Raw genomic sequence first — 26,509 nt, 5'->3', positions numbered from 1 at the left:
CCTTCCGGCACACCCCCGTCTTCAAAAGGTCAGAACGTGTTTTTGTCGAGGGTCAGAACTGGCCGGCGGTGTTGCACTTCGCCTTCTGCCGGATGCAGTCCTTGACGCGCTGGCCCATGGCCGTGTTGTCCCACGCCAGGAACGAGTCGCCGTGGATCGACGAGGCCATCCCCGACGCCAGGGTGAAGCCGGCGGTCGAGCCGTGGGTCGGGTACGCGATCACGAACGAGATGTTCGGGACCGCCACCGGGTACTGACCCTGGCACTTGCCGTTGACGGCGTTGCCCATGTGCGACTTGTGGTCCGGGCTGTCCAGGTGGACGCCGTCCCAGCAGTCCGGGAAGACCAACTGGTAGTTGAGGTACGCCGTCTGGGCGCACCGCGGCCAGTTGCCGTCCGCGCTGCGGCCGATCTCGCCACCCGCCCCGGCGCACCAGAACTGGTTCGGCGAACCGGCCGGGGTGGCCGTCTGCAGCTTGGCGTCACCGGAGATGATCCGCAGCCCCTGCGGGAACGGCATGGTCACGCTCGGGTCCGGCAGGCGGGAACCGTAGTACACGGTCACGCCGCTGGGCTCGACGGCCACGCCGTTCTCGTACAGCGTCGGGATCCAGTACGCCGACAGGTCGTTCGCCGGCCCGCAGCTGGTCTGGGTGTACGCCAGCAGCGACTCGGTCGTCGAGTTGGCGTTCGCGCTCTTGTTGCCCAGGAAGCTGTGCATGTGCGACGCACCGGCCAGCCCTGGGAACACGATCGGGTCATCCTTGAACGAGTGGTCGTACGTGCAGGCCGCGTTGAACTCCGACACGCGCACGGCGTTGGCCGGGTACGGGTGCGTCGGCAGCGCGTTGAACGCCGCCACCTGCGCGTTCCACTTGTTCATGTCCATGTTCACCCAGCCGGCCCCACTGCTCGGCGGCGTGGTGCTGCCGCCGGTGCCGAAGACCTGGAACTCCCACAGCGACACGCCGTACTGGGTGGCGCGCTTGGTGGTGTTGAGCTTCACGTAGCGGCCGGAACCGCTCACGTTCAGCGTCTGGGTGCCGCCGGTGCCGTTGACCGTCGTGTTCACGGTCGTCCAGGCGGCGCCGTCGGCCGAGGTCTGGACGGTGAAATCCTTGGCGTAGGCGGCCTCCCAGCTGATCACCACCTTGGTGATGGTGGCGCTGGCGCCCAGGTCGACCTGCAACCACTGCGGGTCGCTGAAGGCGCTGGACCAGCGGGTGCCCGCATTGCCGTCGACGGCGTTGGCGGCGGCGGTCCCGCCGTTCTCGCTAGACGAGGCGGTAGCGGTCTTTCCCTGCGAAATTGGAGTCTCGGCAGCGTCGGCGGAACGCAGCGCGAGCCCCGTGATGAACGTGGCGACGAGCGCGGTGGCGGCGGCGCCGAACGTGATCGTGCGCAGCCGTGATCGGCCCGCGCGTGCGGGTCGGGGCATGAAGCATCCTCCGGGGTTTGGCGGGTCAACCGGGGGCGGAGTCCGGTCGATCTTGCCAGAGAGCGCTCTCTGAGATTCCCACTGTGAACCGCCGGGTAGACCTATGTCAATAACTCTTACGAATCGGAGAGCGCTCTCCCAAGGTCAGTGTTGCTGAGAGGGTGGGGGAGCTTCGCTCCACCCACACCCCCTCAAAACCGCGGCCGGTCCTACGAGCGCCACTCAGCTCGCGGCGGTCGTGGCTCGCCCGGGCAGGACGTTCGCCGGGAATGCGTTCGCTGCCTTGCCTTAGGCCGACCGCTCGCCTTGTTAAGCCGACCGCTCGCTATTTTTGGCCGACCGCTCGCCTCTTGGGCCGACCGCTCGCCTATGAGCCGACTGCTCGCCTCTTAGGCCGAACGCTCACCGGCCGCGCGTTCCTGGGCGGCGAGGACGTCGTCGCCGTAGCGCAGTGCCCATTGCCCCATCGCCCGCATCGGTTCGAGGAGCGCCTGCCCCGCTTCGGTCAGCGCGTAGTCGACCCGCGGCGGCGCCTCCGCGAACGAGGTCTTCGCGACGAGCCCGTTGTATTCAAGGCGCCGCAACGCATCATGCAGCACCTTGGCCTTGATCCCACCGATCCGCCCGGCAAGCGCGGACGGCCGCATGGGTCCCGAGGCGCCGAGCGTGAACACGACGACGCTGTCCCACCGGTTCGCGAGCACCTCGAACGCGATCCGAGCCTGACAGTCGGCACTGAACTCGTCCTCGTGCTGCTCCATCCCCCGATTCTCCCCCGCCCGACGGACACCGCGCGGTGTGCATCGGCGCACCTAGCGTTCTCCGCATGAAGATCGGCATCATCGGTACCGGCAACATGGCCACGTCCCTCGGCGCCGCCTGGACCCGAGCGGGCCACGACGTCCTCACCCGCGGCCGCGGCTCCCACCACGAGGCGGTCCAGCACGGCGACCTCGTCCTGTTCGCCGTACCCGCACCGGCCGCACCAGCGCTGGCCGCGGAGCTCTCAGATCTCCTGGCCGGCCGTACCGTGCTCGACTGCACCAACCCCATCGCCCCAAGCTCGTCCGGCCCGATGCTCACCGTGCCGCCCGGCTCCTCGATCGCCGCCCAGATCGCCACCGCAGCCCCGAACGCGTCGGTCGTGAAGGCGTTCAACGTCGTGCACTCAAGCATCTGGACCGCCGACGACCTCGCACTGACCGTGCCGTTCTGCGCCTCGGACGCGCACGCCGCCGACCAGGTCTCATCGCTGATCGCATCGATGGGCTGCACCCCGGCCTCCTGCGGCGACCTGTCCCGCGCCCCCTACCTGGAGGCAACCACGGCCCTGGCAATCGGCATCTGGTTCGCAGGCGGCTCGGTCCGCGGCATCTTCCCGGAACCCGCCCAGCGCTGACCTTCGCTTGGTTCCCCCGTCGCTCCTGGTTTTCCGGTCGCGCGCAGCAAGACGACCCGCCTAGGCTTGGCGATCGTGCTGGCCGATCTCATCTCCGCGTACCGTCCCGCCGACCCCGCCGAGTCCGCCGACGTCGACCGCGTACGCGAGTTGCTCGCGACCGGCGGGGACGTGTGGTCACGGGACACGCCGCTGCACGTGACCGCGTCGGCCCTCATCGTCCACCCCCCGACGGCCCGAATTCTCCTGCGCTGGCACGCCCGCCAGGAGGCCTGGCTCCAGGTCGGCGGCCACGGCGACCCCGGCGAGACGGACCCGGTCGCGGTCGCCTTGCGCGAGGGCGAGGAGGAGACCGGACTCGCCGACCTCGCCCAGTTCGGCACCGGCATCGTGCACGTCGTCGTGGTACCGGTGAAGCCCAAGGGCAACGAACCCGCCCACGAACACGCGGACGTGCGGTTCGTCCTGTCCACCGGCACCCCCGACGCGGCCCGCCCCGAAAAGCCCGACGCCCCGCTGCGCTGGCTGACGCTGCCCGAGGCGCTCGACCTGGCCACCGAGCCGAACCTGCGCGAAACCATCGCCCGCGTGGGCCACCTGCTCCACGGCTGATCCACAACGGTCATCCGCCCACCGGACCGCACCCCCCGCCGCGCTCCCCCGGCTCTAAACCGGCCCTACACGGCAACCACCACCCGGCCGGCCAACCGTTCGACGGCGACGAACGCCCCGTATCCCAGCACCCGCACCAGTTCCTCGTCCCCGCGCGGCCCGACCGTGCTGCGCCACTCGGCCACCGCGCTCTCCGTCAACCGGTACGGGGCCAGCGCCGCCAGCACCGCCAGCCGCGCACCCGGCCGCTCGTCCTCGGGCACCGCGCCGAGCACGCTCCCCGGCCACCCGCCGAGCTCGGGATGCTCGCCCCGCCACCGGCCGACCGTCTCGTGCAGCACCGCCCGCGCCGTCTCCCCGAGCAGTGCACCGCCGGCCTCCGCGACCCGCGCGAACGCCGTCCACGCCACCCCGACCGGCCCGTCCCCCGCCCAGGCCGCCGTCGCCGCCGGCACCGGCACCGGCACCGGCGCTGGCGCTGGGACCGGCGCTGGCGCTGGGACCGGCACCGAAACTGGAACCGCCCCGGACTCCAGCAGCGCCAGACTCTCCCCCGGCGTGACGCTCCGCTTCACCGTGCGGGCCAGCGCCAGCCCGGCCGCCCGTCGCGACGGCGATCGCAGCGCCCCGCCCGGCAGCGGCGATCCGGGCCGCAGCGCGTCCACCATCCGGTTGATGAAGTGGTTCGCCAGCGCCGTGCCCACGAACTCGGGCGCCTGCGAAGCCGGGAACGGCCACGGATCCGGCTCGGCCGAGCGCGTCGACCGGGCCCAGGCGACCAGCGGGTCGGGCGCCTCGCCGCGCAGCACCGCGCCCGCGAGGTCGTGTTCGCCGGTGGCGTGCAGCATCGCGGCGTGTGCGTCGATGCAGAACGGGCACCGGTTCGCCACCGCCACGGCCGCCGCGACCGCCTCCTTGCGCGCCCGCGGGACGGTGCCGGCGACCAGCGACTCGCGCAGCACCGCCCACAGGGCGGCGTGCAGGTCCGGTGCGGGTGAGAGGTGCGGGGCGAAGCGGGCTCCGAGCTCGCGGGCGGACGCGGCGTACACCGCGGCCACCATGCCGGTGGCGGCGCGCTTGGGGACCGGGGTGACGAACCGGTAGGGCGTTGGCATCGGGACCTCCTCGGCTATGAGGAAATCCTGCCGATCGCGGGCCCGGCCGTCGTCAACCCAGCGACGTCACTTTCGCCTACACCCTGGGTCGTACTCGGGCCGTCAGCCTGCATCGGACCAGGGTCGTCAGTTTCGGGTCCACCCTGGGTCGTACGCAGCAGCCCGAGCACGGCCAGACCGCCGAGCACCGCGATCGCCGCGCTGATGACGAAGATCCGGTCGAGGCCGTCGGCGAACGCGGCCGCCGACGCCCCGCCGCGCAGCACGTCGCCGGCTCCGGAGGCTAGGACCGTGGCGTAGACGGGCAGGGCGAGCGCATAGCCCATCTGCCGGAACGTGTTCGAGGCGCCGGTGGCCATGCCGGCACGATCGGGCGGGACAGCGGCCAGGGTCGCCGACGCGAGCACCGGCGTGCTCAGCCCGACGCCGACGCCGGCCACCGACAGGCCGGGAACCACCGCGGACCAGCCCGAGCCGGGGCCCACCAGCAGGCACAGCGCGTCGCCGGCGCCGACGAGCAGCAGGCCGATGCCGATGCTGTACCGCGCGGGAACCGCATGCAGCAGCCGCCCGCCCGCACCCGCGACGACGAACGCGACCACCGCCATCGGCGCGAGGACGAGGCCGGCGTCCATCGCGTCGAGCCGCAGGACCGACTGCGCCCACACTGACACGAACACGAGCCCGGCGAAAGCGGACGCGGTGAGCGCGGCCGCACCGAACATGAGCACACTGAACGCGGGGCGGCGGAACAACCGCAGGTCGAGCATGGGTTCGCGGCGGCCCCGCTCCAGGAGCACGAACGCGAGGATAGCGATCCCGCCGGCCACCAGCGCACCGACGGTCAGAAGGTCGCTCCAGCCGGCGTCACCGGCTCTGATCAGGCCGTACACGAGAAGGGTGGCGGCGGCCGTGAAGCTCGCGACGCCGGGGAGGTCGAGGCGGCCCGCGCGCCCGGCCCGCTGTGCGGTAACGTGCCGGGCGAGCCACAGCGCCGCCGCCGCGACCGGCAGGTTCACCAGGAAGATCGCGCGCCAGCTGACATGCTCGGTCAGCAGCCCGCCCAGGATCGGCCCCGCCGCGGCCGCCGCACCGTTCGCCGCGCCCCAGACGCCGAACGCGATCGAACGATCCCGGCCCTGGTACGCGAGGCCGAGCAGGGCGGCGTTCGTGGCGTACATGGCGGCCGCGCCGAGCCCCTGCACGCCCCGCGACGCGATGAGCGCGCCCACGTTCGGGGCGAACCCGCAGGTCAGCGACGCGACGGCGAACACGATCAGCCCGGCCACGAACACCCGCCGGTGCCCGACCCGGTCGGCGAGCGAGCCGGCCGCCATGAGCAGCGCGGCGAGGACGAGCACGTACAGGTCGACGGTCCACTGCAGCGCGCCGAACGACGCGTGCAGATCCCGGGCCAGGGCCGGAGCGGCGACGCTGACGATCGTGATGTCGATCAGCAGCATGAGGGTGCTCAGCGAGACCGCGAGCAGTGGCAACCATTTGCGCATGCCGGGAGCCTGCCGCCGGACCCGCCCGAGCGACGTGTGCCGGGCGGATCATGGCGGTATCCGGCACACGGTACCCTCGAAGCGGTGGATCCACTCACGCTCGACGAGCTCGACCGGCGCATCGCGCACGCGCTGCAGGTCGATGCCCGCGCCCCGTTCAGCCGCATCGGCGAGGTGCTGGGGATCTCGGATCGCACGGTCGCGCGCCGATACCGCCGCCTCCGCTCGACGGGTATGCTCCGAGTCGTCGGCCTCCCACACGCCGCCGCGCTGGGACACGTCGACTGGCTCGTGCGCATGCGGTGCACACCCGACGCCGCCCCGCCCGTCGCGACCGCACTCGCCCGGCGCCCCGACACCTCCTGGGTGCTGATCATGTCCGGCGGCACCGAGATCTCCTGCGTGACCCGGACCCGGCGGCAGGCCGACGAGGGCGAGCTGCTGCTGCAGAAACTGCCGCGCTCCCCCAAGGTCACCGCCGTGAGCGCCTACTGCGTGCTGCGCGGCGTCGCCGGCCTCGAGGGCTGGCCGGGCCGCACCGCCGCGCTCACCGCCGGCGAGATCGAAGCCCTGCGCCCCGACCCCCGGCCGACGATCGCCCCCGTCACGCCCACCCCGGCCGACAATGCCCTGCTCACCGCCCTGGCCCGGGACGGCCGCGCCGACTTCCCGACCCTCGCGCGGGCCACCGGCTGGTCGGAGACAACGGTCCGCCGGCGCCTCGAAGAACTGCAGAAGAGCCAGATTTTGTACTTCGATGTCGACGTCGAACCCGCCCTGTTCGACTACCACGCCGAAGCCCTGCTCTGGCTCACGGTCGCGCCGTCCGCTCTGACCCCGGTGTCGCGGGCCCTCGCCACGCACCCGCAGATCGCTCACGCGGCGGCGATCACCGGCCCGGCCAACATCAACGCCACCGTCATCTGCCGCGACCTCGACGAACTGTACGACTACCTCGCCGAGGGAGTCGGCGCCCTCGCGGGCGTAACCGGTGCGGAAACCTCGCCGATCGTCCGCCGCCTCAAGGGCGCGGGCACCCTGCTCGTGCCCTGACCGCGACGGCGAACGGCAAGGGCTTCCACGCGGTCGGCGCGCTCTGTCAGGCGTCCGTGAGCAGGCGGAGCAGGATGGCGGCGTCGGGGGTCAGGGCGTACAGGACGGCGTTGCGGGCCCGGTGCCGTTCCACCAGGCCGGCGGCGAGCAGGGTCGCCAGGTGCTGCGAGACGGTGCTAGGTGCCAGGCCGAGCTCGCGGGCCAGGCCGGTGGTGGTCGCCGGGGCGGTCAGCGCGCGCAGGACGGCGGCCCGTGCCGGCCCGGCGAGCAGGGCCAGGCGGTCGTCGGCCCGGCGCTCGGGCCGGTGCGCGGCCAGCACACCGGCGCCGCGGGACTGGTAGCTCACCATGAGCACCTCCGGGTCGTCGGTGGAGCACATGAGCACGTCCTGCGCGAAGAGGACCGGCACGAGCAACAGCCGGCGCCCGGTCGCGTCGACGGCCGACTCGACCGGCTTGATCAGGCCGAGCACCGGAGGCTTCCACTGCACCTGTCCGCGCAGTTCACCGAGCACGGCGCCCGGGCCGGCGGTGGCCAGCGAGCGCGAGCGGGCGAGCACCTCCTCGTCGAGGGCGGTGCGCATCGCCGGCCAGTACGGGGCCATCGCCACCCGCCAGAACGTGTCGACCGCGGTCGCGAGGCGGTCGAGGGCCCCCGCCGGGTCCGCCCGGTACGGTGCCAGGGCCGCCGGCACGCCGTCCGGGTAGTGCTTGGCGAGCTGCGCACGCATCAGCTCCGGCGGGGTCGCCCGCAGTTCGGCGAGCTCTTCGGCGATCGTCGGGCCGGGCGAGGACGGCGGTGGCGAGAACACGTCCGGCGTCGGTCGCTCGTGCCGGTTTCCGTACAGCACACGGTACAAGTGCAGCGGTTGGAAACGCGGATCGTCGCGCAACACGGCGCGGGCGCGCCCGGCCCAGTCGGTGTAGGGCCACGGCACGGCGCCGGGGCTGCGCGTGAGCAGGTAGAGGGCGCCGACGACCTCGTGCAGGGGGCTGACCGCGAGCCTGGTGCGGGCCAGCGCGCGCCCGTCGAGCCGGATGCGGATCACGCACCCACCGTACGCACGCGGGCAACGGTGATGCCATCGGCGACGGGCAGCATCACCGAGTCCACCCGCGGATCGGCCAGCACCTGCCGGTTGAACGCGGCCACGGTACGGCTCGGCTCGTCCTCGGGCGCCAGCACGCGCCCCGCGCGCAGCACGTTGTCGACGACGATGACGCCGCCGGCGCGCATGCGCGGCACGACCTCGGCCCAGTACCGCGGGTACGACACCTTGTCGGCATCGATGAACGCGAGATCGAACCGCGGCTCGGCGGGCATCGCGGCCAGCGTCTCGGCCGCCGGCCCGATCCGCAGCTCGACGCGGTCGGCGATGCCGGCGCGGGCCCAGTACCGCCGCGCGACCGCGGTCCACTCCTCGGAGATGTCGCAGCAGACGAGCCGCCCGTCCTCCGGCAGCACCCGCGCGACCGCCAGCGAGGACAACCCGGTGAAGGTCCCGATCTCCAGCGCGTCCCGGGCGCCGGTGATCCGGGCGAGCATCGCGAGGAACCCGGCCTCCTCGGAGGAGACCTGCAGGTCGTACTCGTCGGGCAGGGCGGCCCGCGTCTCGGCGATCAGTTCGGCGCTGAGCGCGTCCCGCGAGCTGTCGTGGGCGGCGACGTAGTCGAGCAGCGCGTCGGACAGCTCGATGGTTCGTGTGGTCATGCCCCGGACCGTACGAGCGCGCCCGGACCCTCGTGAAGCCTTTCGGCTCCGACCGAATGTCAACCAGGGTTGACGCTCGCCGACCTGTCAACTACGGTTGACGCATGACGGGGATACAGACTCTGGTGGCGGCGGCAGCGCCCGCCCGGCCGCCCCACCGCCCGAACCGCCTCCTGCGCGCCGGCCTGGTCGCGGGCCCGCTGTTCGTCGCGTTCTTCCTGCTGGAGCAGGCCTTCCGCGACGGGTACGACCCGCTGCGCCACCCGGTGAGCTCGCTCGCCCTGGGCCCGGGCGGCTGGGTCCAGGTCGTCAACTTCGAGATCGCCGGCCTGCTGTGCCTGCTCTTCGCCGTGGGCCTGCGCCGCGCGCTGCGCCCGGGTCCCGGCTCGGTGGCCGCGCCGCTGCTGCTGGCGATCTGGGGCGTGGGCCTGCTCGGCGCCGGGGCGTTCCGGACCGATCCGACCAGCGGGTACCCGGTGGGCACTCCCCCGCTGCCGGACCCGCCGACGTGGCACGGGCAGCTGCACGACCTGGCCTTCTCGCTGCCGGGCTTCGCCGCCCTCGCAGCCGCGATGCTCGTCCTCGCGTACGCGTATGCCCGGCGCCGCTCCCCCGCCTGGTCCATCTATTCGCTCCTCAGCGCCGCGGCGTTCGTGACGCTGTTCGTGCTCACCACGATGGGCTTCAGCCAGCACGCATCGCTGGTCGACGTGGCGGGTCTCCTGCAGCGCTGCACCGTGGGCGTGGGGTGGCTGTGGATGGCGCTGGTCGCCGCCCACGAGATCCGCGCCGACCGGCCGCACTAGCCACCGAAAGCGCCCGGTTTCGTCAGGTCAGCGGTTGCAGTACCACCGTGAACGTCGCCGGGGCCGCATGCAGCACGTACTGCGGCAACACCCCCGGCCCGCACGCGGCGCTCCCCAGCCCGTGATGCGCGTGGTCGAGATGCAGATGGACGCGGTCCGACGGCACGAGATCGGCGCCGTGCCGGGCCGCGTCCAGCGCCGCCGTCGACCACCGCCGCGCCGTGAAGTCGATGCGCGGCAAGCCCTCGACGCGCAGCCCGCGACCGTCCGGCCCGGTGAGCGTCAGCCAGCGCGCATCGGCCCGGTTCCCGTTCTCCTGCGGATACACGTACGGTGTCGCCAAGCCGTCCACAGTGGACTCGTAGCGGCCGATCAGCGCGGCCGTCCGCGAGTCGGGATAGGCCTCGCCCGGTCCCGCGCCGAACCAGGCGACGTCGCCGAGTTCCGGCGGCAGTTCCAGCCGCACCCCGAGCCGTGGCAGCGGGATGTCCCAGTCACCGGTCGGCTCGACCCGCACGGTCAGCTCGAGTGCCCGCCCGCGATTCCGCCACGTGTACCACGTCAGCAGCGCCCGATCCGACGCCGCCGGCGCCACCCGGGTCGCCACCACGAGCGCGTCGTCGGTCAGGTCGACGCCGAGCAGCCGGTGGGTCATCCGGTGCAGCCCGGCCGCGCGCCACCGGTCGGCGACCGGGTCGGGTCCGAGGCGGTCGTTGTCGATCGGCGCCCGCCAGACGTCGAGCACGGGGCCGTTCAGCGCGAGGCCGCCGAGCCGCGTCAGCCGGCCGTACACCGGCTCGAACTCCGCCGGGCCGAACCGGATCAGGCCGCCCTCCCGGCACGGTCCACCCTCGGCGCCGGCCCGGGTCGACGACGGAAGCGCCGCCGAGCCGGGCGCCGCGCGCAGCTGGACCTGGCCGCAGCCGAGCACCAGGCCGTCAGTGCCCACCGCCTCGACGGTCAGCCAGGATTCGCCGGCAGCGGACGGTACCGATGCGATGGGAAGCGACAGCATCTCCGCCTGGCCCGGCGCGATCGGGGGCAACGCGAGCGTGCCCTCGCTGACCGTCATCCCTTCGACGGCGATGGTCCAGCGGAGGTCGGCCCCGGCCAGCGAGCGGAACGCGTAGCGGTTGCGCACCGTCACCTCGCCGGGCCGGGCGGCGAGGCGGACCGGCGCGTAGACGGCGCCGAGCTCGGTCAGGCCCGGTGACGGGGTGCGGTCCGGGAACACGAGACCGTCGATGACGAAGTTGCCGTCGTGCAGCGGTTCGCCGAAGTCGCCGCCGTAGGCGTAGTCGCCCTCCGGCCGGCGGATGCCGTGGTCGAGCCACTCCCACACGAAGCCGCCCTGGCAGCGCGGGTGGCGGTCGAACAGCTCGTCGTACTCCGCGAGGCCGCCCGGGCCGTTGCCCATCGCGTGCGCGTATTCGCACAGGATGAAGGGCAGGTGCGGGACGTGGTCCTCGCCGCGGCCGATGGCGTCGACCTCGGCGTGGGTCGCGTACATGCGGCTGTACACGTCGACGTGCGCGCAGCTGCGATCGCCCTCGTAGTGCAGCGGGCGGCCCGGGTCGCGCTCGCGGGCCCAGTCGGCCATGAGGCCGAGGTTCGCGCCGACGCCGGCCTCGTTGCCCAGCGACCACATGATGATCGAGGGGTGGTTCTTGTCCCGCTCGACCATGCGGCGCATGCGGTCGACGAGGGCGGCGGCGAAGCGGGGGTCGTCGCTGGGGTTGCCGCGCCAGCCGAGCGGCTCGAACCCGTGCGTCTCGTAGTCGCACTCGTCGATCACCCAGAAGCCGAGCTCGTCGCACAGGTCGAGCACCGCCGGGTGGGGCGGGTAGTGGCTGGTGCGGATCGCGTTGACGTGGTGGCGTTTCATGAGCTCCAGCTCGGCGCGCACCACGTCCGGCGGCACGACCCGCCCGAGCTCGGGGTGGAACTCGTGCCGGTTGACGCCGCGCAGCACGATCCGCCGGCCGTTGACGGTGAGGATGCCGCCGACGATCGCCACCGTGCGGAAGCCGACGCGCAGGGTCGCCGTCTCGGTGGCGGTGGCGACCGTCAGCTCGTAGAGCCGCGGGGTCTCGGCCGTCCACGGCTCGACCGGCCCGGCGTCGTGCCCGGCACCGGTGGGCAGGTCGGCGAGGCCCAGCTCGGGGATGCTCACCAGCGCGTCCGCCGGCCCTTCGACGCGCAGCCGGCCGTGGCCGTCGGGCTCGAAGGTGGCGTGCACGAACACGTCGCCGACGCCGCCGTCGGGCCGGGCGAGCAGCGTGACGTCGCGGAAGATGCCGGGCAGCCACCACATGTCCTGGTCCTCGAGGTAGCTGCCGGCCGACCACTGCTGGACCCGCACCGCGAGGACGTTGCCGCCGCCGGGCCGCAGCACGGCGGTCACGTCGAACTCGGCCGGCAGCCGGCTGCCCTGCGTGACGCCCAGCTCGACGCCGTTGAGCCAGACGCGCCCGCACGAGTCGATGCCGTCGAACCGCAGCCGGGCGCCGAGCCCCGCGAACGCGGCCGGGACGTCGAAGACCAGGCGGTGGTCGCCGGTCGGGTTGTCCGTCGGCACGTGCGGCGGGTCGACCGGAAAGGGATAGACCACGTTGGTGTACGCCGGATGCCCGTGCCCGTGCATCGGCCAGCTCGACGGCACCGGCAGATCCGACCAGCCGGAGTCGTCGAAGCCCGGCTCCCAGAATCCCTCGGCCGACTCGGCCACGCTCGGCGCGAGCCGGAACCGCCAGGTCCCGTTGAGGCTCAGCCGCGGCGCGTCCGTATCGAACGCGGCGCGCGGGGCGCTTGTTCCGATGGGTTGGCCGAAGCCGGTCCGGTGGTCCACGCGATTAACTTACGCGCCGCCAGGGACCGGTGCGCCACTACGTTGCGGTGGAAGGCTGTGAGGGTGTCGGGGAGGTTCGGTGTACGTCGCCCGACCAGCCGCCGCGGAAGCCTAGCTTCGGAAGGGTGGAGACGATTGACGTGCTCGTTGTCGGTGCTGGGCTCGCGGGGCTGCACACCGCTCGGCTGATCGCTCGCCAGGGGCTTTCCGTCGTCGTGGTGGACAAGCGGCGGTCGCTGGCCGCCGGGGTGCGTACGACCGGGATCTTCGTCCGGCGGACGCTCGAGGACTTCGACCTTCCGGAGCATCTGCTCGGACCGGGGGTGCGGGACGTGGTGCTGTATCCGCCGTCGCGGCGGGAGCCGATCCGGCTGACGAGTGACCGGGTCGAGTACCGGGTGGCGGACATGCCGGGCGTGTACGAGCACGCGCGGCGGCAGGCGGAGGCGGCCGGGGCCCGGGTGCGGCTCGGGATGCGGTACGACGGGTCGGTGCGCGGGCCCGTCGGGGGGTGGCGGCTGGTGCGGTTGGCGGGGCACGAGCCGGTGCGGGTGCGGTTCATCGTGGGGGCGGACGGGGCGCGGTCGCGGGTGGCCCGGGACCTCGGGCTGGACGTCAACCGGCGGCTGCTGGTCGGGGCGGAGATCGTGCACGCGGTCGACGCGCCCGCGAGTGTGCCGACGTTTCACTGCGTGCTCGATCCGCGGGTCGCGCCGGGGTACCTCGGGTGGGTCATCGAGGACGGGCGGCACGCGCACATCGGGGTGGCCGGGTACCCACGGGCCATGCGCAAGGGGGTGCGGCATCTGCTCGACGACTTCGCGGCCGACGCGCCGGGGACGCATGCGCCGGTGGGGCCGGTCGAGCGGCGGGGCGGGCCGATTCCGGTCGGCGGGGTGCTGCGGCGACTGGCCGGGCCGGACGGGCTGCTCGTCGGGGACGCGGCGGGGGCTGTGTCGCCGCTCACGGCGGGCGGGCTCGATCCCTGCCTGCGGCTGTCGGAGCTGGCGGCGGTGGTGACCGTGGCCTATCTCCGGACCGGGGACGCGAGGGAGCTGAGGAGGTACGACGGGGGGACGCTGCGATCGAGGTTCCGGGGGCGGTTGCTGCTGCGGCGCGCCTTTGCCGGGCTGACGTCGCCGGCGTTGGTGGAGGCGGCGGTCGCGGCGATGCGGGGGCGGGCCGGTCGGGCGGCGGCCGCGCGGGTGCTGTTCGGGGACGGGTCGTTCCCGGACGTGGAGCCGACGACCGGTGGCCGGACGCTCTCGCGCCCGGCCACCGGATGAAGAACCGCCGAGCGGAAGTGTCAGAGGTCGCGGCGGGAGAAGGCGGTCGCGGCCAGGCCCAGGATCACCGCCAGCCAGACCAGTGACCAGGCGAGGTACACACCGGTGACGGGGTCGGCGCTCAGGAACGGGTGGCCGGCGAACGAGGCGTCGGCGCTCATCACGCCGGGGCTCTGCAGGCCGTGCATCGCGCCCCGCCACAGGCCGTCGGTGGGGAGCAGGACGCGGGACACCTCGCCGACGCGGGCGACGCTGTCGTTGTGCAGGGCCGTGCCGATGCCGCCGACGACGCCGGCGACCCAGGTCGCGCCGAACAGGCCGACCGCGACGACGCCCGACGCCATCGGGGAGATGACGGCGGAGAGGAGGAGACCGAGGGTGAGCAGCACCGTTGTCTGGCCGGCCAGCAGGGCCAGGCCGGCGATCGGGTGCGGCGGCCAGTAGTCGACGGTGACCTTGACGATGATGAGCTGGGCGAGCCCGGCCAGGACGACGAAGCTGCCGCCGAAGACGACGAGACCGAGCCACTTGCCGAGGAGGACGGCGTAGCGGCGTACCGGGCGGGCGAGCATCGACAGGGCGATGCCGGACTCCATGTCGCCGGCGAGGGTCGGGCCGGCCAGAAAGGCCGTGCCGAGGGCGGCGATGAGCGACAGGCCGAACATGACGAGGTTGAGCACGATCGACGCGGCGATGCGGGCCTCGCCGGTCGTGAGGCCGCCGAACTCGGCGTTGAGGCGGTTGAAGCCCCACGCGCTGAGGCCGAGCAGGATGACGGTGAGCACGGCCAGGGACCGCAGCACCTTGCGCCGGGCCGCCTCGTGCAGCGTCAGCGCGGCGATGGTGAAGACAGTGCTCACCGGTCGTCTCCCTTTCCGGTCCGCAGGATGTCCAGCAGGCGTTCCTCGAGGGTGATGCGGCCCGGCTCGACGGCGTGGACGCGTACGCCGAGGCCGACCAGGTCGGCGATGAGACTCGGCACCGTGGACTCGTCGGGTTCGGCCGGGAGGGTCACCGTGTAGGTGTCGCCGTCCTTGGTCACCGGGCCCGCGGCGGCGAGCCGGGCCGAGGCGTCGACGCCGACGTCGCCCAGGCGCAGGCGGAGTTCGCGGCGGCCGAGGAGCTCGGCGAGGGTACCGGCGGCGGCGACCCGGCCCTGATCGAGGATCACCACCCGGTCGCAGACGCGTTCGACCTCGCCGATCAGGTGCGAGTTGAGCAGGACGGCGACGCCGCGCTCCTTGAGGGAGAGCAGCAGGTCGCGCACGTCGGCGCGGCCGATCGGGTCCAGGGCGCTGGTCGGCTCGTCGAGGATCACGAGCTCGGGCCGGGCGACGAGGGCGACGGCGAGCCCGAGGCGCTGCTGCATGCCCTTGGAGAAGCCGCCGACGCGGTCACCGGCGCGATCGGCGAGACCGACGAGGCCGAGACTCTCACGCCGCTCCGCTTCCGGGACGCGCAGGCCCGCGAGCCGGACATGCAGGTTGAGGACTTCGGTGGCGGTGAGCCACGGCTGGTACCGGAAAAGCTCAGGGAGATAACCGACGCGCTCGCGCGACATCGGGTCGGTGGCGGGGCGCCCGAGCAGCAGCACCTCACCGGCGTCGGCGCGGACCAGCCCGAGCAGGATCTTGATCGCGGTGGACTTGCCGGCGCCGTTGGGGCCGAGCAGACCCAGCACCTCGCCGCGCGCGACGGTGAAGGAGACGCCGTCGACGGCGGTGCGCTTGCGGTAGCGTTTGCGCAGGCCGGAGCACCAGACCGCGGCGGACGGCTCGGTCACCACCGCAAACCCCGGGCGGCCGCGAGGACCTCGTCGGCGCTCATCGATCCGGCGACCGCGGTGACGATGCCGCCGTCGACCCACAGTACCGCGGACATCGAACCGTCGCGCAGGCTGAGCACGAGCGCCTGGACGCCGTCGACGTCGGCGGTCGCGTTCGTCTCCTGCCCCGACTTCACGATCAGCGGCAGGGTCGTGCCGTCGCCCGTGAACGCGCGCAGCTGGGCCGCGACCGACTCGGGCAGGCCGGGCAGCGTCAGCATGTAGTCGCGCGCGGTCGCGAACGGGATGCCGGACGAGTCGGCGGTCGGCGCGAACGCACGCCCGACGATCAGCGCCGGCGCACCCGACGCGGAGGTCCACACCACGGCGAGCCCCGGCCCGGCGGTGAGCCGGAAATGGCTGCCGTCGAGCCCGGCAGGTGGCGGCGGCAGCGGCTGGCCGGCGGCCTCGGCGGTGCGGGCGGCCTTCGCGGCGGAGAAGGTGAAGACCGCACTCGTTCGATCCCCGATATTGTACCGCGGGCTGCCCGTCACCCCCCGCGGCGTCGACGCCAGCCGGGGCACGGCGAGCCCGGTCGCCGCCTTCGCCGCGGCGGCATCGGGGACCTCGCGGACGCGGGCCCGTTCGGTCATCACGACGTCCCCGTACGCGGACAGTTCCGGCAGCCGCACCAGATCCGCCGGCGTGACGGTCACCGGCGCGACCCGCTCGGTGCGGAAGATCGGCAGCCAGTTCGTGGCGGCCGCGGCGGTGGCCCCGGTCAGCAGCGCGACGGCGGCGGTCGCGGCGATCACGGGACTGCGCCACGCGGTACGCCAGCGCCCGGGCCTCTTGACGCTCGCCGTGCTGGCCTCGGGGTTGTCGAGGTTCGCCGCCAGCCGCCGCCACCCGGCGTCGATGTCGACCTCGGGCTCGGCGTGCAGCAGTGTCTCGGCCATGGTGGCGTCCTCCTCGGCGGTGGCCAGGGCGGCCCGGCAGACGGGGCAGCCCGCGACGTGTTCACGATCGGCGTCGGCGACGCCGTCCGGCTCGTCCAGGAGCCGGCGCAGCGTGCCGTCATTGGGATGGCGCATGACGGTTCACCTCCTCGCTTCGCGCCGATTCGGCGCAACGACCAACGGCGCTCGTTTTGGCGCGACGGACAACAGCGCTCGATCCAGCGCGACGGACAATGTCGCCCGGCCCGGCGCAACGACCCACAGCGCTCGTTTTGGCGCGACCAACGATGGCGCCCGGCCCGGCGCAACGACCCACAGCGCTCGTCTTGGCGCGACCAACGATGGCGCCCGGCCCGGCGCAACGACCCACAGCGCTCGTCTTGGCGCGACGAACGATGGCGCCCGGCCCGGCGCAACGACCCACAGCGCTCGTTTTGGCGCGACGAACGATGACGTCCGGCCCGGATGCGACGGATGACGGCGAAGGCCTGCGAGCGTTAGCGTGCATGGCGGTCCAGCTCCTTGCGTAAGGCGGATTCGGCCCGCCGCACGATGGTGCCGACACTGCCGGGCGAGAGTTCGAGGGCGGCGGCGACTTCGGCGTAGCTCAGGCCGCTGTGCCGCAGTACGAGCGCGACGGCCTGTCGCCGGGGCAGCCTGGCCAGCGCGGCCCGCACCCGCCGGCGCTCGTCGCGGGCCACCACGTCGTCGGCGATGTCGGGTGCGAACGCGTCCGCCCCGCCGGCCGCCGACTCGCGGGTGGCGCGGCGGCGACCGGAGCGCAGCAGGTTGAGCGCGGTGTGCGCGGCGGCGACGCAGAGCCAGCCAACTGCCTCCCCCGCCGGTACCGTCGAGCGGCCGAACGCCAGGAACGCCTCCTGAGCCACGTCCTCGGCCTGATCACGCGAGCCGAGAACCCGCGCGGCGACGGCGACGACACGCGGGTACGCGGTGCGGAACACCTCTTCGAGGTCGGCCCGCACGGCCGGTCCTCGCCTCGGCGGACTCGACACGGGTTCGGCGTCCCTCCGCTCGGCCGGCAGCACATCCTGCTTCACATCTACCAAGCACCGCCGCGCCAGGGAATGTGACAGCCCAAAAATGCCATCAAACCGCGCGAGTCCCCTGACGGGGTATAAGTCCGAAAAGTCGCGGCGCGCCAGCGCCCGACTTTTCGATCAACCAGCCGCGACCACACAGCCGCGACCACACAGCCGTGATCCGCCGGCCCCGTCAACCAGCCGCGACCATCCAGCCGACCACCAACCGCCGCGATCACACAGCCGCGATCGAACAGGCGACGACCAAACAGGCGCGATCGAACAACCGTCGATCGAATGGCGGCGGTCATCAACCGCGATTTACCAACCGCGCGATCGCCAACCGCCGCCGGAGCAGTGATCAACCAGCCTGTCGCAGCTCCGCGGCGGTCTGGCGGTGCCGGCGCGCCCGGGACTTGTGGCCCGCGGCCTCGTCCAGGGCGGCGATCCGGTCGTGCACATCCGCCTGGGACAGTAGCGACGCGGTGTCCTCCGGGTCGAGCGCGGCCCGGCGGCGGCGGCTCGACAAGGCCTGGCGGTACAAGGCCCGGGCCGCCACCGCGTCGCCCGTGTCGCGCAGCCAGTCGCCCAGTCGCTCCCGGGCCGCGGCCAGGTCGCGGTGCAGGGCGCCGGTCCGGGGGAAGCGGTGGACCAGCGCCTCCGTCGTCTCCGCGGCGCGTTCCAGGTAGCCGCGGACCTCCTCCGGATGTTCGGCGGCCAAGGCGAAGTCGGCCTGCCGGCCGAACCCCGAAGCCAGGTCCCGCTGGGCGTCGGCGCTGGCCGGGTCGCCGTCGGCCAGGCGCTGGGCCAGGACCGCCGCCGCCTTCACGTGGCCCTCGGCGCACGCGAGGTCCCCGGCGCGCACGTCCAGGTCGGTCAGGCGCCAGTACGACTGGAGGAGTTTGCGCTGGTACCCCGCGTTGCCCTCGTCGGCGTCGGTCAGGCGGCCGGCGATCGCGGCCGCTTCCATGGTCAGCTCGCGGAAGTGCTCCTCGTCCACATTCGACAGTTCGTCCGACAGTGCGTCCAGGCAGTCGAACTGGTGCTCCAGCAGGGTGCCGTTGTCCGGGTCGGCGGCGGCGAGGGTGCGCCAGATGGCGAGGGCCTCCTCCAGGAGCGGGCGGGGCTGTGTGACCAGGGCGGCGGTACCGAGGCAGACCGCCAGATCCCACTGCAGGCCGACGTTCGACGGGTCCGAGGCCAGCAGCTCGCGGCGGATGCGCAGGGACTCGGTCGCCGCCGCCGCGGCGCGGTCGGGGTCGGAGTCGTCCAGGGCGACGCGGACGAGCTTCTGGTGGCTCAGGCCCAGGTTGCGCCGCAGGACCACGTCGTCGGGGTCGGCCGCGGCCAGCTCGGTGTCGATGGCCAGGGCCCGCTCGTAGTGCTCGCGCGCGTCGGTCAGCCGGCCCAGGCGGTGCAGGATCCGGGCCTGGCTGTCGAGGGCGGCGCTCAGCGCGACCGGGTCGTCCGCCGTGAGCTCGAGGACGAGGGCGCCCTGGGCGGCGGCTGCGGTGGTGCTGCCGGATGCGGCCAGGGCGTCCCGCGAGCGGGTCAGCAGCTCCAGGTACGCCGGATGCTCCCGCGGCAGCGCCTCCGTCACGTCGCCGAGGAAGGCCGCCACCGCGACCTCGCCGGCGAGCTTGGGCAGCACGGCCTCGGCGAACGTCGCGAGATCGTCGCCCTGCAGGTGGTACACGCCCTCGAGCACGGTGGCGAAATCGGCCTCGCCCGCCTCGACGCGGTGCCGGCACACGGCGCCCGCGCGGCCGTGCCGTTCGGCGAGGCGGTCGCCCTGGGCCTTGGTGAGTGCCTCGCGCAGCCAGGGTTCGACGGCCGCGCCGCCCTCCCCCGCACCCGCGCCCGCACCCGCACCCGCACCCGTGCCCGCGCCCGCGCCCGCGCCCGCGCCCGCACCCGCGCCCGCACCCGCACCCGCACCCGCGCCGATCAGGGTCAGGTCGCGCAGGCGGTCGAGCCGTGTCGAGACGGCCTCGACGTCCTCAGTGGACAGCGCGAAGGCCAGATCGGCGGCGCTCACCGGGATGCGGAAGACGGCCGCCTGCAGCAGGGTCTGGCGCTCGTCCGGGGTGACGAGGTCGAGCAGCTCGGTGAGCAGCACGTCCTGGGCGCCGAGGGCGATCGCCTGGCGGGCCGCCTCGCCCGCGTCCGACTGTCCGATGTGGTCGAGCTTCGTCAGCCTACGCAGGCGCTCGGTCACCTCGGGCAGCCGCGCGCCGCCGTGCAGCAGGGCGTCGACGAACTCGACGAGGCGCGGGTGGCCGCCCACGGTCGCCACGATCAGGCTGATGTCCTCAGTGGACAGTCCGCGCACGGCGGGCAGGCGCAGCAGGAGCCTCGACAGCTCGGCGTCGGTCAGGGGCGGGACGTCGATGCGGGCCAGGAGGGCGGCCTGCGGTACCGGATAACGGCTTGTGACAAGGATTTTGCCCCGTTCGGCGGCGGCGGTCAGCGTGGTGAGCAGCTCGCCGAAGCCCGGGTCGGCGAACGCCTCGCCGCCGACGGTGAGATTCTGCTCGAAGTCGTCGAACACCAGCAGCACTCGGCGGGTGCGCAGGGCCTCGGCGATTGCGCCGGGATTGTCGGTCTCGACGCCGGCCGCGGTAAGGTCGGCGAAGAGCTGCGGCGGGTTCCAGACACCGGCGTGCACCACGATCGTCCACGGGTCGTCGACGTCGTCCCGGAGGCGGCCGACCACCCGGCCCGCGAGCGCCGTCTTGCCGATGCCCGCCGGCCCGGTGAGCACGACGCCGTTGACGAGCGGCTGCCCGGCGGACTCGTCGCGCAGCAGCTGCGTGACCGTGCGCAGCAGCGCGCGCCGGCCGACCAGGTCGCCCAGCAGCATCTCGCGAACGCCCGCGCCCGTTGGCAGTTCCGTCGGGTTCCGCAGGTGTACCTCCCGTGCCCCCGCATCCCACAACGGCCCGTCGGAAGCGGCGAAGAGCGCCGGCACCGCGTACTCGGGGCGCCGGCCGGCCGACTCCTCGAACAGCGCGGCCCGCGAACGGGCGACGGCCGCCGCCACGCTGACGTTGTCCTCGGCGAGAGCCCGGTACACGCCGGTGAGCAGGCGCGTCGCGTACCAGTCGGTGATCGAGGTCTGCATCGCCAGCACCCGGTCGGCGCCGTGCCGCAGCAGGGTCACGGCCAGCCCGGCGTCCGCGTCGGCGGCCCCGCCGCAGCTGGACAGCACGATGAGCGGCAGCGGCCGGCCACCCCGGCGCAGCGCGCGCACCAGGTCCTCGGCGCGCACGTCGACCGCGTTGCCGTCGCGGTCCTCGAGCTCCACGCCGTACGGCGAGCCGTGCGCCGACAGGTGCAGCACATGATACGCGTCGCCGCGCAGCGCCTCGGCGATCTCCCGGACCCCGGCGACCTCCAGGATCGTGATCTCGGCCCGCCCGACCTCGCCGACGACGGACACGATGGCCTGCATCTCGGCCTCGACGTCCAGCGGCGGGTTCTCGGTCCGGTCGGGCGCGCCGACCGCCACGAGAATCTTCAGCGGCCCGGGTTCCGTCTGCTTCGCCGGTACCCGTACGCCGGCCACCATCCGCGTCAGCCGCACGCCGTCCACCGCCACCAGCGCCCGCTGATCGGTGAGCCGCAGCAGCTCGAACGGCAGCTCGTGGGCGGGCCCGTCGGCCTCGACGAGCACATCGAGCACGGTCCCGGCGACGCCCTCGCTCAGCAGCACCGTCACGTAGTCGAGGGCGTCGGCGTCGAACAGCGCCGCCGAGAGCCGCTGCCCGAGCCGGGCCACCCGCGCCTCGGCGTCGGGCAGGTCGAGCAGATCCCACACCTCGTCCCGGCCGAACGGCAGCGGCTCGTCGCGCTCGCACAGCACCTCACCGGCGAGCGTGACCGTGCTGCGCACCCGCCCGCCGCCGACCCCGACCGCCAGCCGCAGCTCGTGCGTGCTCGCCGGGGCCGCGTGGTGCTCACGCAGCCAGGTCAGGTCGTCGCCGGCCAGCGCGCCGAGGGCCACCTCGCGCCGATGGTCGCCGATTTCGAGTACGATGGAGTCGGTACTCAAGCCGTCGCGGGACTGCACGCGGGCGTCGAATCCGGCCGCCCGCAACAGAATCCACAGGTCCCGAACCGCGTCGACGTGCCCCGCGTCCCCGGGCGCGCAGGCGACCGTGACCACTGCCGTGTGAGCCATGCGCGACATCATGCCGGTTGCGCCGGATGTCCCGATTCCGGGGTACGGCCACCCGCCCTCACCTGCGAACACGCGCCAGCCGTCCCGGGCGTTCGAAATCCCACCGCGCGTCGCCAATACGGGCGCGCACCGGCGCTCGTCGTCAACACGGGCGCGCGCACCGGAGCGGCCCCGGCTTCGCAGCACCGTCGCGCTCGCAGCGCCGCCGCACGTCGTCGACATGGGCGCGCACGGAGCGGCCCGGCTTTCGCGTCGCCGTCGCTTTGCAGCGCCGTCGCTTTGCAGCGCCATCGCTTTCGCAGCGCCGCCGCGCACCGTCAACACGGACGCGCACCGGAGCGGCCCCGGCTCTCACAACGCCATCACTTTCGCAGCGCCATCACTTTCGCAGCGCCATCACTTTCGCAGCGCCATCACTTTCGCAGCGCCATCACTTTCGCAACGCCATCACTTTCGCAACGCCATCACTTTCGCAACGCCATCGCTTTCGGAGCGCCGCCGGAGCGTCGTCAGCTGCGGTGCGCGATCCCCCAACGCGGCCGGTCCGCCGCCGGTGGTGTCAGGTCGTCCGGGAGATCGGCGAACGCGGCCGAGTCGTCGACGGGGTGGTAGCCGGGCAGCGTGCAGCCGTAGACGCGCGGGGTGTTGGCGGAGATTCCGTGGTACACCCCGAAGCGCACGTCGGCCGCGAGCGCCGCGGCGACGAGGCGGTTGAGGTCACCCGGGCTCAGCCAGCCGCCGCGCCAGCTCGCCCCGAGCGGTCGCTCCGCCACGCCGCCCAGCCGCAGGCAGACGGTGGACAGGCCCCACACGTCGGCGTAGCAGCGGGCCAGCTGCTCGCCGAGGACCTTGCCGGCGCCGTAGGGGCAGCAGGCGTACGGCGGAAGGTCCTCCGGCACGAAGTCGCGGCCGGCGTCGATGTGGCCCGCCATCGCGTGCAGCGACGAGGCGAGCACGACCCGGCGCACCCCGGCGGCGACCGCGGCGTCGAGGACGTTGGCGGTGACGTCGGCGTTCGGCACCCGCAGCCCCGGCCAGGGCGTGCTGGGATCGGCCTGGCCCGCGAGGTGCACGACCGCGTCGGCGCCGGCGATCACCGCGCGCGCGAACCCCGGATCGGCGAGGTCACCCGCGACGATCCCCGGTCCTTCGATGATATCGGTACGCCGAAGCTCCCCATCCAGGCGCAGCCGGCCCGCCACGCCGCCCGCGGCCCCCGTGATCACGATCATCGCCCGACCCTACGGCACCATGGAACGGTGATAAGCATCGAACTCGCCACCGAACTGCGCGAAGCCGGCCTGGCCTGGCGCCCCGCCCCCGGCGACCGGTTCGCCATCCCGGACCGGGGCCTCGACGACCAGGCCTTCGTGCTCAGCGACATGATCATCCAGGTGCACGACCTGCCCGGCGGCGAGACGGTGATCGGTTTCAACGGCACCACCGAGTGGGCCCTGGACGACATCGAGCGCGACGAGGCGATCTGGTTGCCGCACGAGCACCAGCTGCGCGCGCTGCTGGGCAACGCCTTCCACGCCCTGGACCGCTCCGGCGACGGCTGGCGGGTGCGCGTCGCCGACCGCCCCGACTCGTTCGGCGCCACCCCGGAGGACGCGTACGCCCTCGCCCTGCTGCGGGTGCTGCTCGGATAATTCGGACATGTCCCTTTCGCCGCGTGCGTGTGCGTGCGATAGCCTTCGCCACGTGGATCTTCCCGATGGCCTGCGCGACCTGCTCGAGCGCAACAGTCTCTGCTACCTGACCACTCTCATGCCCGACGGCTCGCCGCAGATCACCCAGACCTGGGCCGACACCGACGGCAAGCACGTCCTCATCAACACTGTCCGCGGCCACCAGAAGGTCCGCAACATCGAGCGCGACACCCGCGTCGCCGTCGCGATCGGCGACCCCGACGAGACGAGCCGCTACTTCCAGGTCCGCGGCCGCGTCGCCGCCGTCACCGAGGAGGGCGCCGCCGAGCACATCGAGGTCCTGGCCCAGCGCTACCTGGGCGGCCCGTACCCGTGGTACGGCGGCCGCGACCAGGTCCGCCTCCTGCTCACCATCGAGCCGGAGCACATCACCGGCCGCTGAAACTCCACAGTGGATGGATCCGGTACCCGGGGAGGGAGTCGAACCCCCAGTACGCCGGGTCTGAGCCGACGGCCTCTTCCATTGGGCCACCCGGGCAGGGTGTGTTGCTGGTGCATGGAGCTGCCGCCCCACCGGGCCAACGGGGAGAGTCGAACTCCCTCCTCCGGGTTACGAATCCGGTGCACCACCACTCGTGCTGCATTGGCAGGTCCATCCACTGTGGAGCTCCGGGGGCAGGAGTCGAACCTGCGGGTGCCGCGTTCAGAGCGCGGCCACGGACGCCGGCGCCGTACCCCGGAACGAATCTGAGCCATCGACGGGACTCGAACCCGTTACGCTTGGGTGGAAGCCAAGTATGTAGCCTGGAACACCTCGATGGCCTGGTAGCGAGTAGGGGAGTCGAACCCCTGTTTCCGCGCTGAGAACGCGGCGGCCTGACCGCTGGCCGAACCCGCCATCAAACGATCCATCCGCTGTGGAGTTGTCAACGAACACGCGTGCGCAGGGGTGACAGGACTCGAACCTGCAACCTTCGGTTTTGGAGACCGACGCTCAGCCAGTTGAGCTACACCCCTAGGGCAGATACAGCAAACCGCCCGGGTCCCTGAGCGGGGCGGGCGGCTGGAGGGGGCCTGTCGAGGCCTTACCCTTGCCACCGTCCGCGCTCCAGCCACTCGGCCAGGGCGACGAGCGCACCGCCGAGCGCCGGCTGTAGCCGGGTCCCGGTCGTGGTCCACGTCGTCGTCATCGTTCTGGCCTTTCGCTGGGGGCTTCCGTCGGGGCTCGCCCGTTTCGCTTGTGACACCAACGGTACGCGCGGGGCCGGGGCGCGGGCAACGCATTAACTGCGTAAGGTCGACGACATGGGCGGCGACGGGTACACGGTGCGGCTGGCACCGCGGTGGAAGCGCCTGCTCGTCGTGGGCTCCGTCGTGGTGTCGGTGCCGGTGCTGGTCTTCGACGGGCCGCTGTGGGTGCGGGCGGTGGCGTGCGGGCTCATCGCGGTACAAGCGGCGGGGCTCTGGGTTCTTGACGTGCGACCGCGGGCCGGGACCGCGATCGTGCTCGCCGTCAGCGCCGGGTTTCAGGTGCTGGTGCCGGCGTTCGGGCCGGGCGTGGCGTTCGTGGTGCTGTGCACGTTCGCGTGGCTGCGACCGGCCGGGGAGTCGCTGTGGATGCTCGCCCTCGCCGTGGTCGCGGTGTGCGGGCCGCCGCTGGCGCAGCAGCGCTGGTTGCCGGCCGGGCTGTGGCTGGTGGCGTGCCTGCTCGCGTGGAGCTGGGGCGCGCAGGCCCGGGCGCGCGGGGCGCGGCGGGTGGCGGAGCGGCGGCAGGCGGCGCTGGAGGAGCGGGCCCGGATCGCGCGGGAGTTGCACGACGTGCTCTCGCACACCGTGTCGGTCATGGTGGTCCAGGCGGCTGCGGCCGACGACATCTTCGAGGTGAACCCCGGCAAGGCCCGGGAGGCCCTGCGCCGCACGGAGGAGGCGGGACGGCAGGCGTTGGCGGAACTGCGATGGTTCCTGCGTACTGTGCGCGACGACCAGAACGGCGAGAGCGGGCCGCAGCCGACGCTGGACGACGTGGCCGAGCTGGGGCGGACGGTGAGCGCGGCCGGGCTGCCGGTCGAGGTGCTGCGGGAGGGCGAGGGCGAGGTGCCGATGGCGGTGCAGCTGGGGGCGTACCGCATCGTGCAGGAGGCCCTCACCAACGCGCTGCGGCACGCCCGCGGGTCGTCGGCGACGGTCACCGTGCGGGTCGGGGACGGGGCGGTGGAGGTGCGGGTGCGCGACGACGGCAACGGCGGGACGGTGCCGTCGGCGAACCGCGGGAGCGGGCAGGGCCTGGCGGGCATGCGGGAACGGGCGGCGCTGCTCGGCGGGGCGTTCGCCGCCGGGCCGCATCCGGGCGGCGGGTTCGAGGTGTCGGCGCGGCTGCCGATCGACGAGGGTACGGGAGGACACGCGTGACGATCAGGGTGCTCATCGCGGACGACCAGGCGCTGGTCCGCTCCGGCTTCCGGATGATCATCGAGGCGCGCGACGACCTCGAGGTGGTCGGCGAGGCCGGGGACGGCGCGGAGGCGGTGCGCCTGGCCGGGGCCACCGACCCGGACGTGGTGCTCATGGACGTGCGGATGCCGGGCACGGACGGGGTCACGGCGACGGCCCGGCTGACGGCGGCCGGGGAGCGGCCGCGGGTCATCATCCTCACGACGTACGACCTCGACGAGACGCTGTACGCGGCGCTGCGGGCAGGGGCGAGCGGGTTCCTGCTCAAGGACGTGCGCCCGGCCGAGCTCGTCGAGGCGATCCGGGTCGTGGCGCGCGGCGAGGCGCTGCTGGCCCCGACCGCGACCCGGCGGCTGCTGGACCGGTTCGTGGCCACCGACACCACTCCCCCGGCGCCGGTCGGGGCGCTCGCGCAGCTGACCGAGCGGGAGCGGGAGGTGCTCGGGCTGCTGGCGCGGGGCGCGGCCAACGCGGAGATCGCGACCCAGCTGGTCGTGACCGAGGCGACGGTCAAGACCCACGTGTCCGCGATCCTGCGCAAGCTCGGCGTCCGCGACCGGGTGCAGGCGGTCGTGCTGGCGTATGACCTCGGGCTCGTGAAACCTCGGCCGTCAGCCTAAGGTGTTGCGGTCCCGCCGTCCTCGGCCAAAAGACTGAGAAAAGAGACCGGTCTGCGGGCCGAGG

Annotated in this window: 22 protein-coding genes and 6 tRNA genes; 9 read left to right on the top strand and 19 right to left on the bottom strand. The window is 73.3% G+C overall.

What is annotated here, in order from left to right; genetic code table 11:
* Positions 1-52 precede the first annotated feature (52 nt).
* A complete protein-coding gene (locus tag ACQP00_RS16915) occupies positions 53-1,438 on the bottom strand; it encodes a DUF1996 domain-containing protein (RefSeq protein ID WP_433220049.1) in 1,386 nt (461 codons plus the stop codon).
* 389 nt (positions 1,439-1,827) lie between these two features.
* A complete protein-coding gene (locus ACQP00_RS16910; protein WP_433220047.1) occupies positions 1,828-2,199 on the bottom strand; it encodes a winged helix-turn-helix transcriptional regulator in 372 nt (123 codons plus the stop codon).
* A 65-nt stretch (positions 2,200-2,264) separates the two neighbouring features.
* Between ACQP00_RS16910 and ACQP00_RS16905 the strand changes: the two genes are divergently transcribed.
* On the top strand, positions 2,265-2,837 hold the full coding sequence (locus ACQP00_RS16905) for an NADPH-dependent F420 reductase (RefSeq protein WP_433220045.1): 573 nt from the start codon (positions 2,265-2,267) through the stop codon (positions 2,835-2,837).
* Positions 2,838-2,912: 75 nt separating this feature from the next.
* Positions 2,913-3,449, top strand: coding sequence for an NUDIX hydrolase (locus ACQP00_RS16900; protein ID WP_433220043.1), 537 nt, complete (start codon positions 2,913-2,915; stop codon positions 3,447-3,449).
* Positions 3,450-3,514: 65 nt separating this feature from the next.
* On the opposite strand, the gene ACQP00_RS16895 is transcribed toward ACQP00_RS16900, so the two are convergent.
* The gene (locus ACQP00_RS16895) at positions 3,515-4,564 is read right to left on the bottom strand and encodes a carboxymuconolactone decarboxylase family protein (protein ID WP_433220041.1); all 1,050 of its coding nucleotides are present in this window, start codon (positions 4,562-4,564) and stop codon (positions 3,515-3,517) included.
* A gap of 14 nt (positions 4,565-4,578) precedes the next feature.
* A complete protein-coding gene (locus ACQP00_RS16890) occupies positions 4,579-6,072 on the bottom strand; it encodes an MFS transporter (RefSeq protein ID WP_433220039.1) in 1,494 nt (497 codons plus the stop codon).
* Positions 6,073-6,156: 84 nt separating this feature from the next.
* On the opposite strand from ACQP00_RS16890, the gene ACQP00_RS16885 reads away from it, so the two are divergent.
* Complete coding sequence (locus ACQP00_RS16885) at positions 6,157-7,125, top strand: Lrp/AsnC family transcriptional regulator (protein WP_433220037.1); 969 nt, start codon at positions 6,157-6,159, stop codon at positions 7,123-7,125.
* Positions 7,126-7,171: 46 nt separating this feature from the next.
* Here ACQP00_RS16885 and ACQP00_RS16880 read toward each other — a convergent pair whose 3' ends face one another.
* Entirely contained in the window at positions 7,172-8,173 is a 1,002-nt protein-coding gene (locus ACQP00_RS16880) for an ArsR/SmtB family transcription factor (protein ID WP_433220035.1), read from the bottom strand.
* A complete protein-coding gene (locus tag ACQP00_RS16875) occupies positions 8,170-8,835 on the bottom strand; it encodes an O-methyltransferase (protein ID WP_433220034.1) in 666 nt (221 codons plus the stop codon). The genes ACQP00_RS16880 and ACQP00_RS16875 overlap by 4 nt, the downstream gene beginning before the upstream one ends.
* A 104-nt stretch (positions 8,836-8,939) precedes the next feature.
* Between ACQP00_RS16875 and ACQP00_RS16870 the strand changes: the two genes are divergently transcribed.
* Positions 8,940-9,641, top strand: a complete 702-nt coding sequence (locus ACQP00_RS16870) for a DUF998 domain-containing protein (RefSeq protein WP_433220032.1) — start codon at positions 8,940-8,942, stop codon at positions 9,639-9,641.
* Positions 9,642-9,663: 22 nt separating this feature from the next.
* On the opposite strand, the gene ACQP00_RS16865 is transcribed toward ACQP00_RS16870, so the two are convergent.
* The gene (locus tag ACQP00_RS16865; protein WP_433220030.1) at positions 9,664-12,489 is read right to left on the bottom strand and encodes a glycoside hydrolase family 2 TIM barrel-domain containing protein; all 2,826 of its coding nucleotides are present in this window, start codon (positions 12,487-12,489) and stop codon (positions 9,664-9,666) included.
* A 125-nt stretch (positions 12,490-12,614) separates the two neighbouring features.
* Here ACQP00_RS16865 and ACQP00_RS16860 point away from each other — a divergent pair, with 125 nt between their 5' ends.
* Positions 12,615-13,775, top strand: coding sequence for an NAD(P)/FAD-dependent oxidoreductase (locus ACQP00_RS16860; protein WP_433220028.1), 1,161 nt, complete (start codon positions 12,615-12,617; stop codon positions 13,773-13,775).
* Between the two features lie 20 nt (positions 13,776-13,795).
* Here the strand turns inward: ACQP00_RS16860 and ACQP00_RS16855 are convergent, their stop codons facing one another.
* The 6 genes from ACQP00_RS16855 to ACQP00_RS16830 all read right to left on the bottom strand — a co-directional run bounded on the left by ACQP00_RS16855 (position 13,796) and on the right by ACQP00_RS16830 (position 22,954).
* Positions 13,796-14,635 (bottom strand): ABC transporter permease subunit, encoded by an 840-nt coding sequence (locus tag ACQP00_RS16855; RefSeq protein WP_433220026.1) that lies wholly within the window; start codon positions 14,633-14,635, stop codon positions 13,796-13,798.
* The gene (locus ACQP00_RS16850) at positions 14,632-15,558 is read right to left on the bottom strand and encodes an ABC transporter ATP-binding protein (RefSeq protein WP_433220024.1); all 927 of its coding nucleotides are present in this window, start codon (positions 15,556-15,558) and stop codon (positions 14,632-14,634) included. Before ACQP00_RS16850 ends, ACQP00_RS16855 begins: the two co-directional genes overlap by 4 nt.
* Positions 15,555-16,634, bottom strand: coding sequence for a hypothetical protein (locus ACQP00_RS16845; protein WP_433220022.1), 1,080 nt, complete (start codon positions 16,632-16,634; stop codon positions 15,555-15,557). The genes ACQP00_RS16850 and ACQP00_RS16845 overlap by 4 nt, the downstream gene beginning before the upstream one ends.
* A 362-nt stretch (positions 16,635-16,996) precedes the next feature.
* Complete coding sequence (locus tag ACQP00_RS16840; protein WP_433220020.1) at positions 16,997-17,557, bottom strand: sigma-70 family RNA polymerase sigma factor; 561 nt, start codon at positions 17,555-17,557, stop codon at positions 16,997-16,999.
* A 343-nt stretch (positions 17,558-17,900) separates the two neighbouring features.
* Positions 17,901-21,722: a CHAT domain-containing protein gene (locus ACQP00_RS16835; RefSeq protein ID WP_433220018.1), complete on the bottom strand. Its 3,822-nt coding sequence runs from the start codon at positions 21,720-21,722 to the stop codon at positions 17,901-17,903.
* Positions 21,723-22,231: 509 nt separating this feature from the next.
* A complete protein-coding gene (locus ACQP00_RS16830) occupies positions 22,232-22,954 on the bottom strand; it encodes an NAD-dependent epimerase/dehydratase family protein (protein ID WP_433220016.1) in 723 nt (240 codons plus the stop codon).
* 27 nt (positions 22,955-22,981) lie between these two features.
* Here ACQP00_RS16830 and ACQP00_RS16825 point away from each other — a divergent pair, with 27 nt between their 5' ends.
* Positions 22,982-23,374, top strand: a complete 393-nt coding sequence (locus ACQP00_RS16825) for a pilus assembly protein CpaE (RefSeq protein ID WP_433220014.1) — start codon at positions 22,982-22,984, stop codon at positions 23,372-23,374.
* Between the two features lie 52 nt (positions 23,375-23,426).
* Positions 23,427-23,816, top strand: coding sequence for a PPOX class F420-dependent oxidoreductase (locus tag ACQP00_RS16820; RefSeq protein ID WP_433220012.1), 390 nt, complete (start codon positions 23,427-23,429; stop codon positions 23,814-23,816).
* Positions 23,817-23,839: 23 nt separating this feature from the next.
* On the opposite strand, the gene ACQP00_RS16815 is transcribed toward ACQP00_RS16820, so the two are convergent.
* From ACQP00_RS16815 to ACQP00_RS16790, 6 genes are all read right to left on the bottom strand, one after another.
* Positions 23,840-23,912, bottom strand: a tRNA-Leu gene (locus ACQP00_RS16815).
* A gap of 38 nt (positions 23,913-23,950) precedes the next feature.
* Positions 23,951-24,022, bottom strand: a tRNA-Thr gene (locus tag ACQP00_RS16810).
* 19 nt (positions 24,023-24,041) lie between these two features.
* Positions 24,042-24,115 (bottom strand) — tRNA-Gln (locus ACQP00_RS16805).
* 9 nt (positions 24,116-24,124) lie between these two features.
* Positions 24,125-24,196, bottom strand: a tRNA-Gly gene (locus ACQP00_RS16800).
* Between the two features lies 1 nt (position 24,197).
* Positions 24,198-24,272, bottom strand: a tRNA-Glu gene (locus ACQP00_RS16795).
* A gap of 46 nt (positions 24,273-24,318) precedes the next feature.
* Positions 24,319-24,391: transfer RNA gene (locus tag ACQP00_RS16790), tRNA-Trp, on the bottom strand.
* A gap of 288 nt (positions 24,392-24,679) precedes the next feature.
* Between ACQP00_RS16790 and ACQP00_RS16785 the strand changes: the two genes are divergently transcribed.
* Together ACQP00_RS16785 and ACQP00_RS16780 are read left to right on the top strand one after the other, a co-directional pair.
* On the top strand, positions 24,680-25,783 hold the full coding sequence (locus ACQP00_RS16785; protein ID WP_433220010.1) for a sensor histidine kinase: 1,104 nt from the start codon (positions 24,680-24,682) through the stop codon (positions 25,781-25,783).
* The gene (locus ACQP00_RS16780; protein ID WP_433220008.1) at positions 25,780-26,445 is read left to right on the top strand and encodes a response regulator; all 666 of its coding nucleotides are present in this window, start codon (positions 25,780-25,782) and stop codon (positions 26,443-26,445) included. The genes ACQP00_RS16785 and ACQP00_RS16780 overlap by 4 nt, the downstream gene beginning before the upstream one ends.
* Positions 26,446-26,509 lie beyond the last annotated feature (64 nt).

Source organism: Dactylosporangium sp. CS-047395 (assembly GCF_050942185.1).
In the GTDB taxonomy this organism is placed as follows: Bacteria; Actinomycetota; Actinomycetes; order Mycobacteriales; family Micromonosporaceae; genus Dactylosporangium.
Note: the sequence above shows the minus strand (reverse complement) of the source record. Positions and strands in the feature narration are given on the sequence as shown.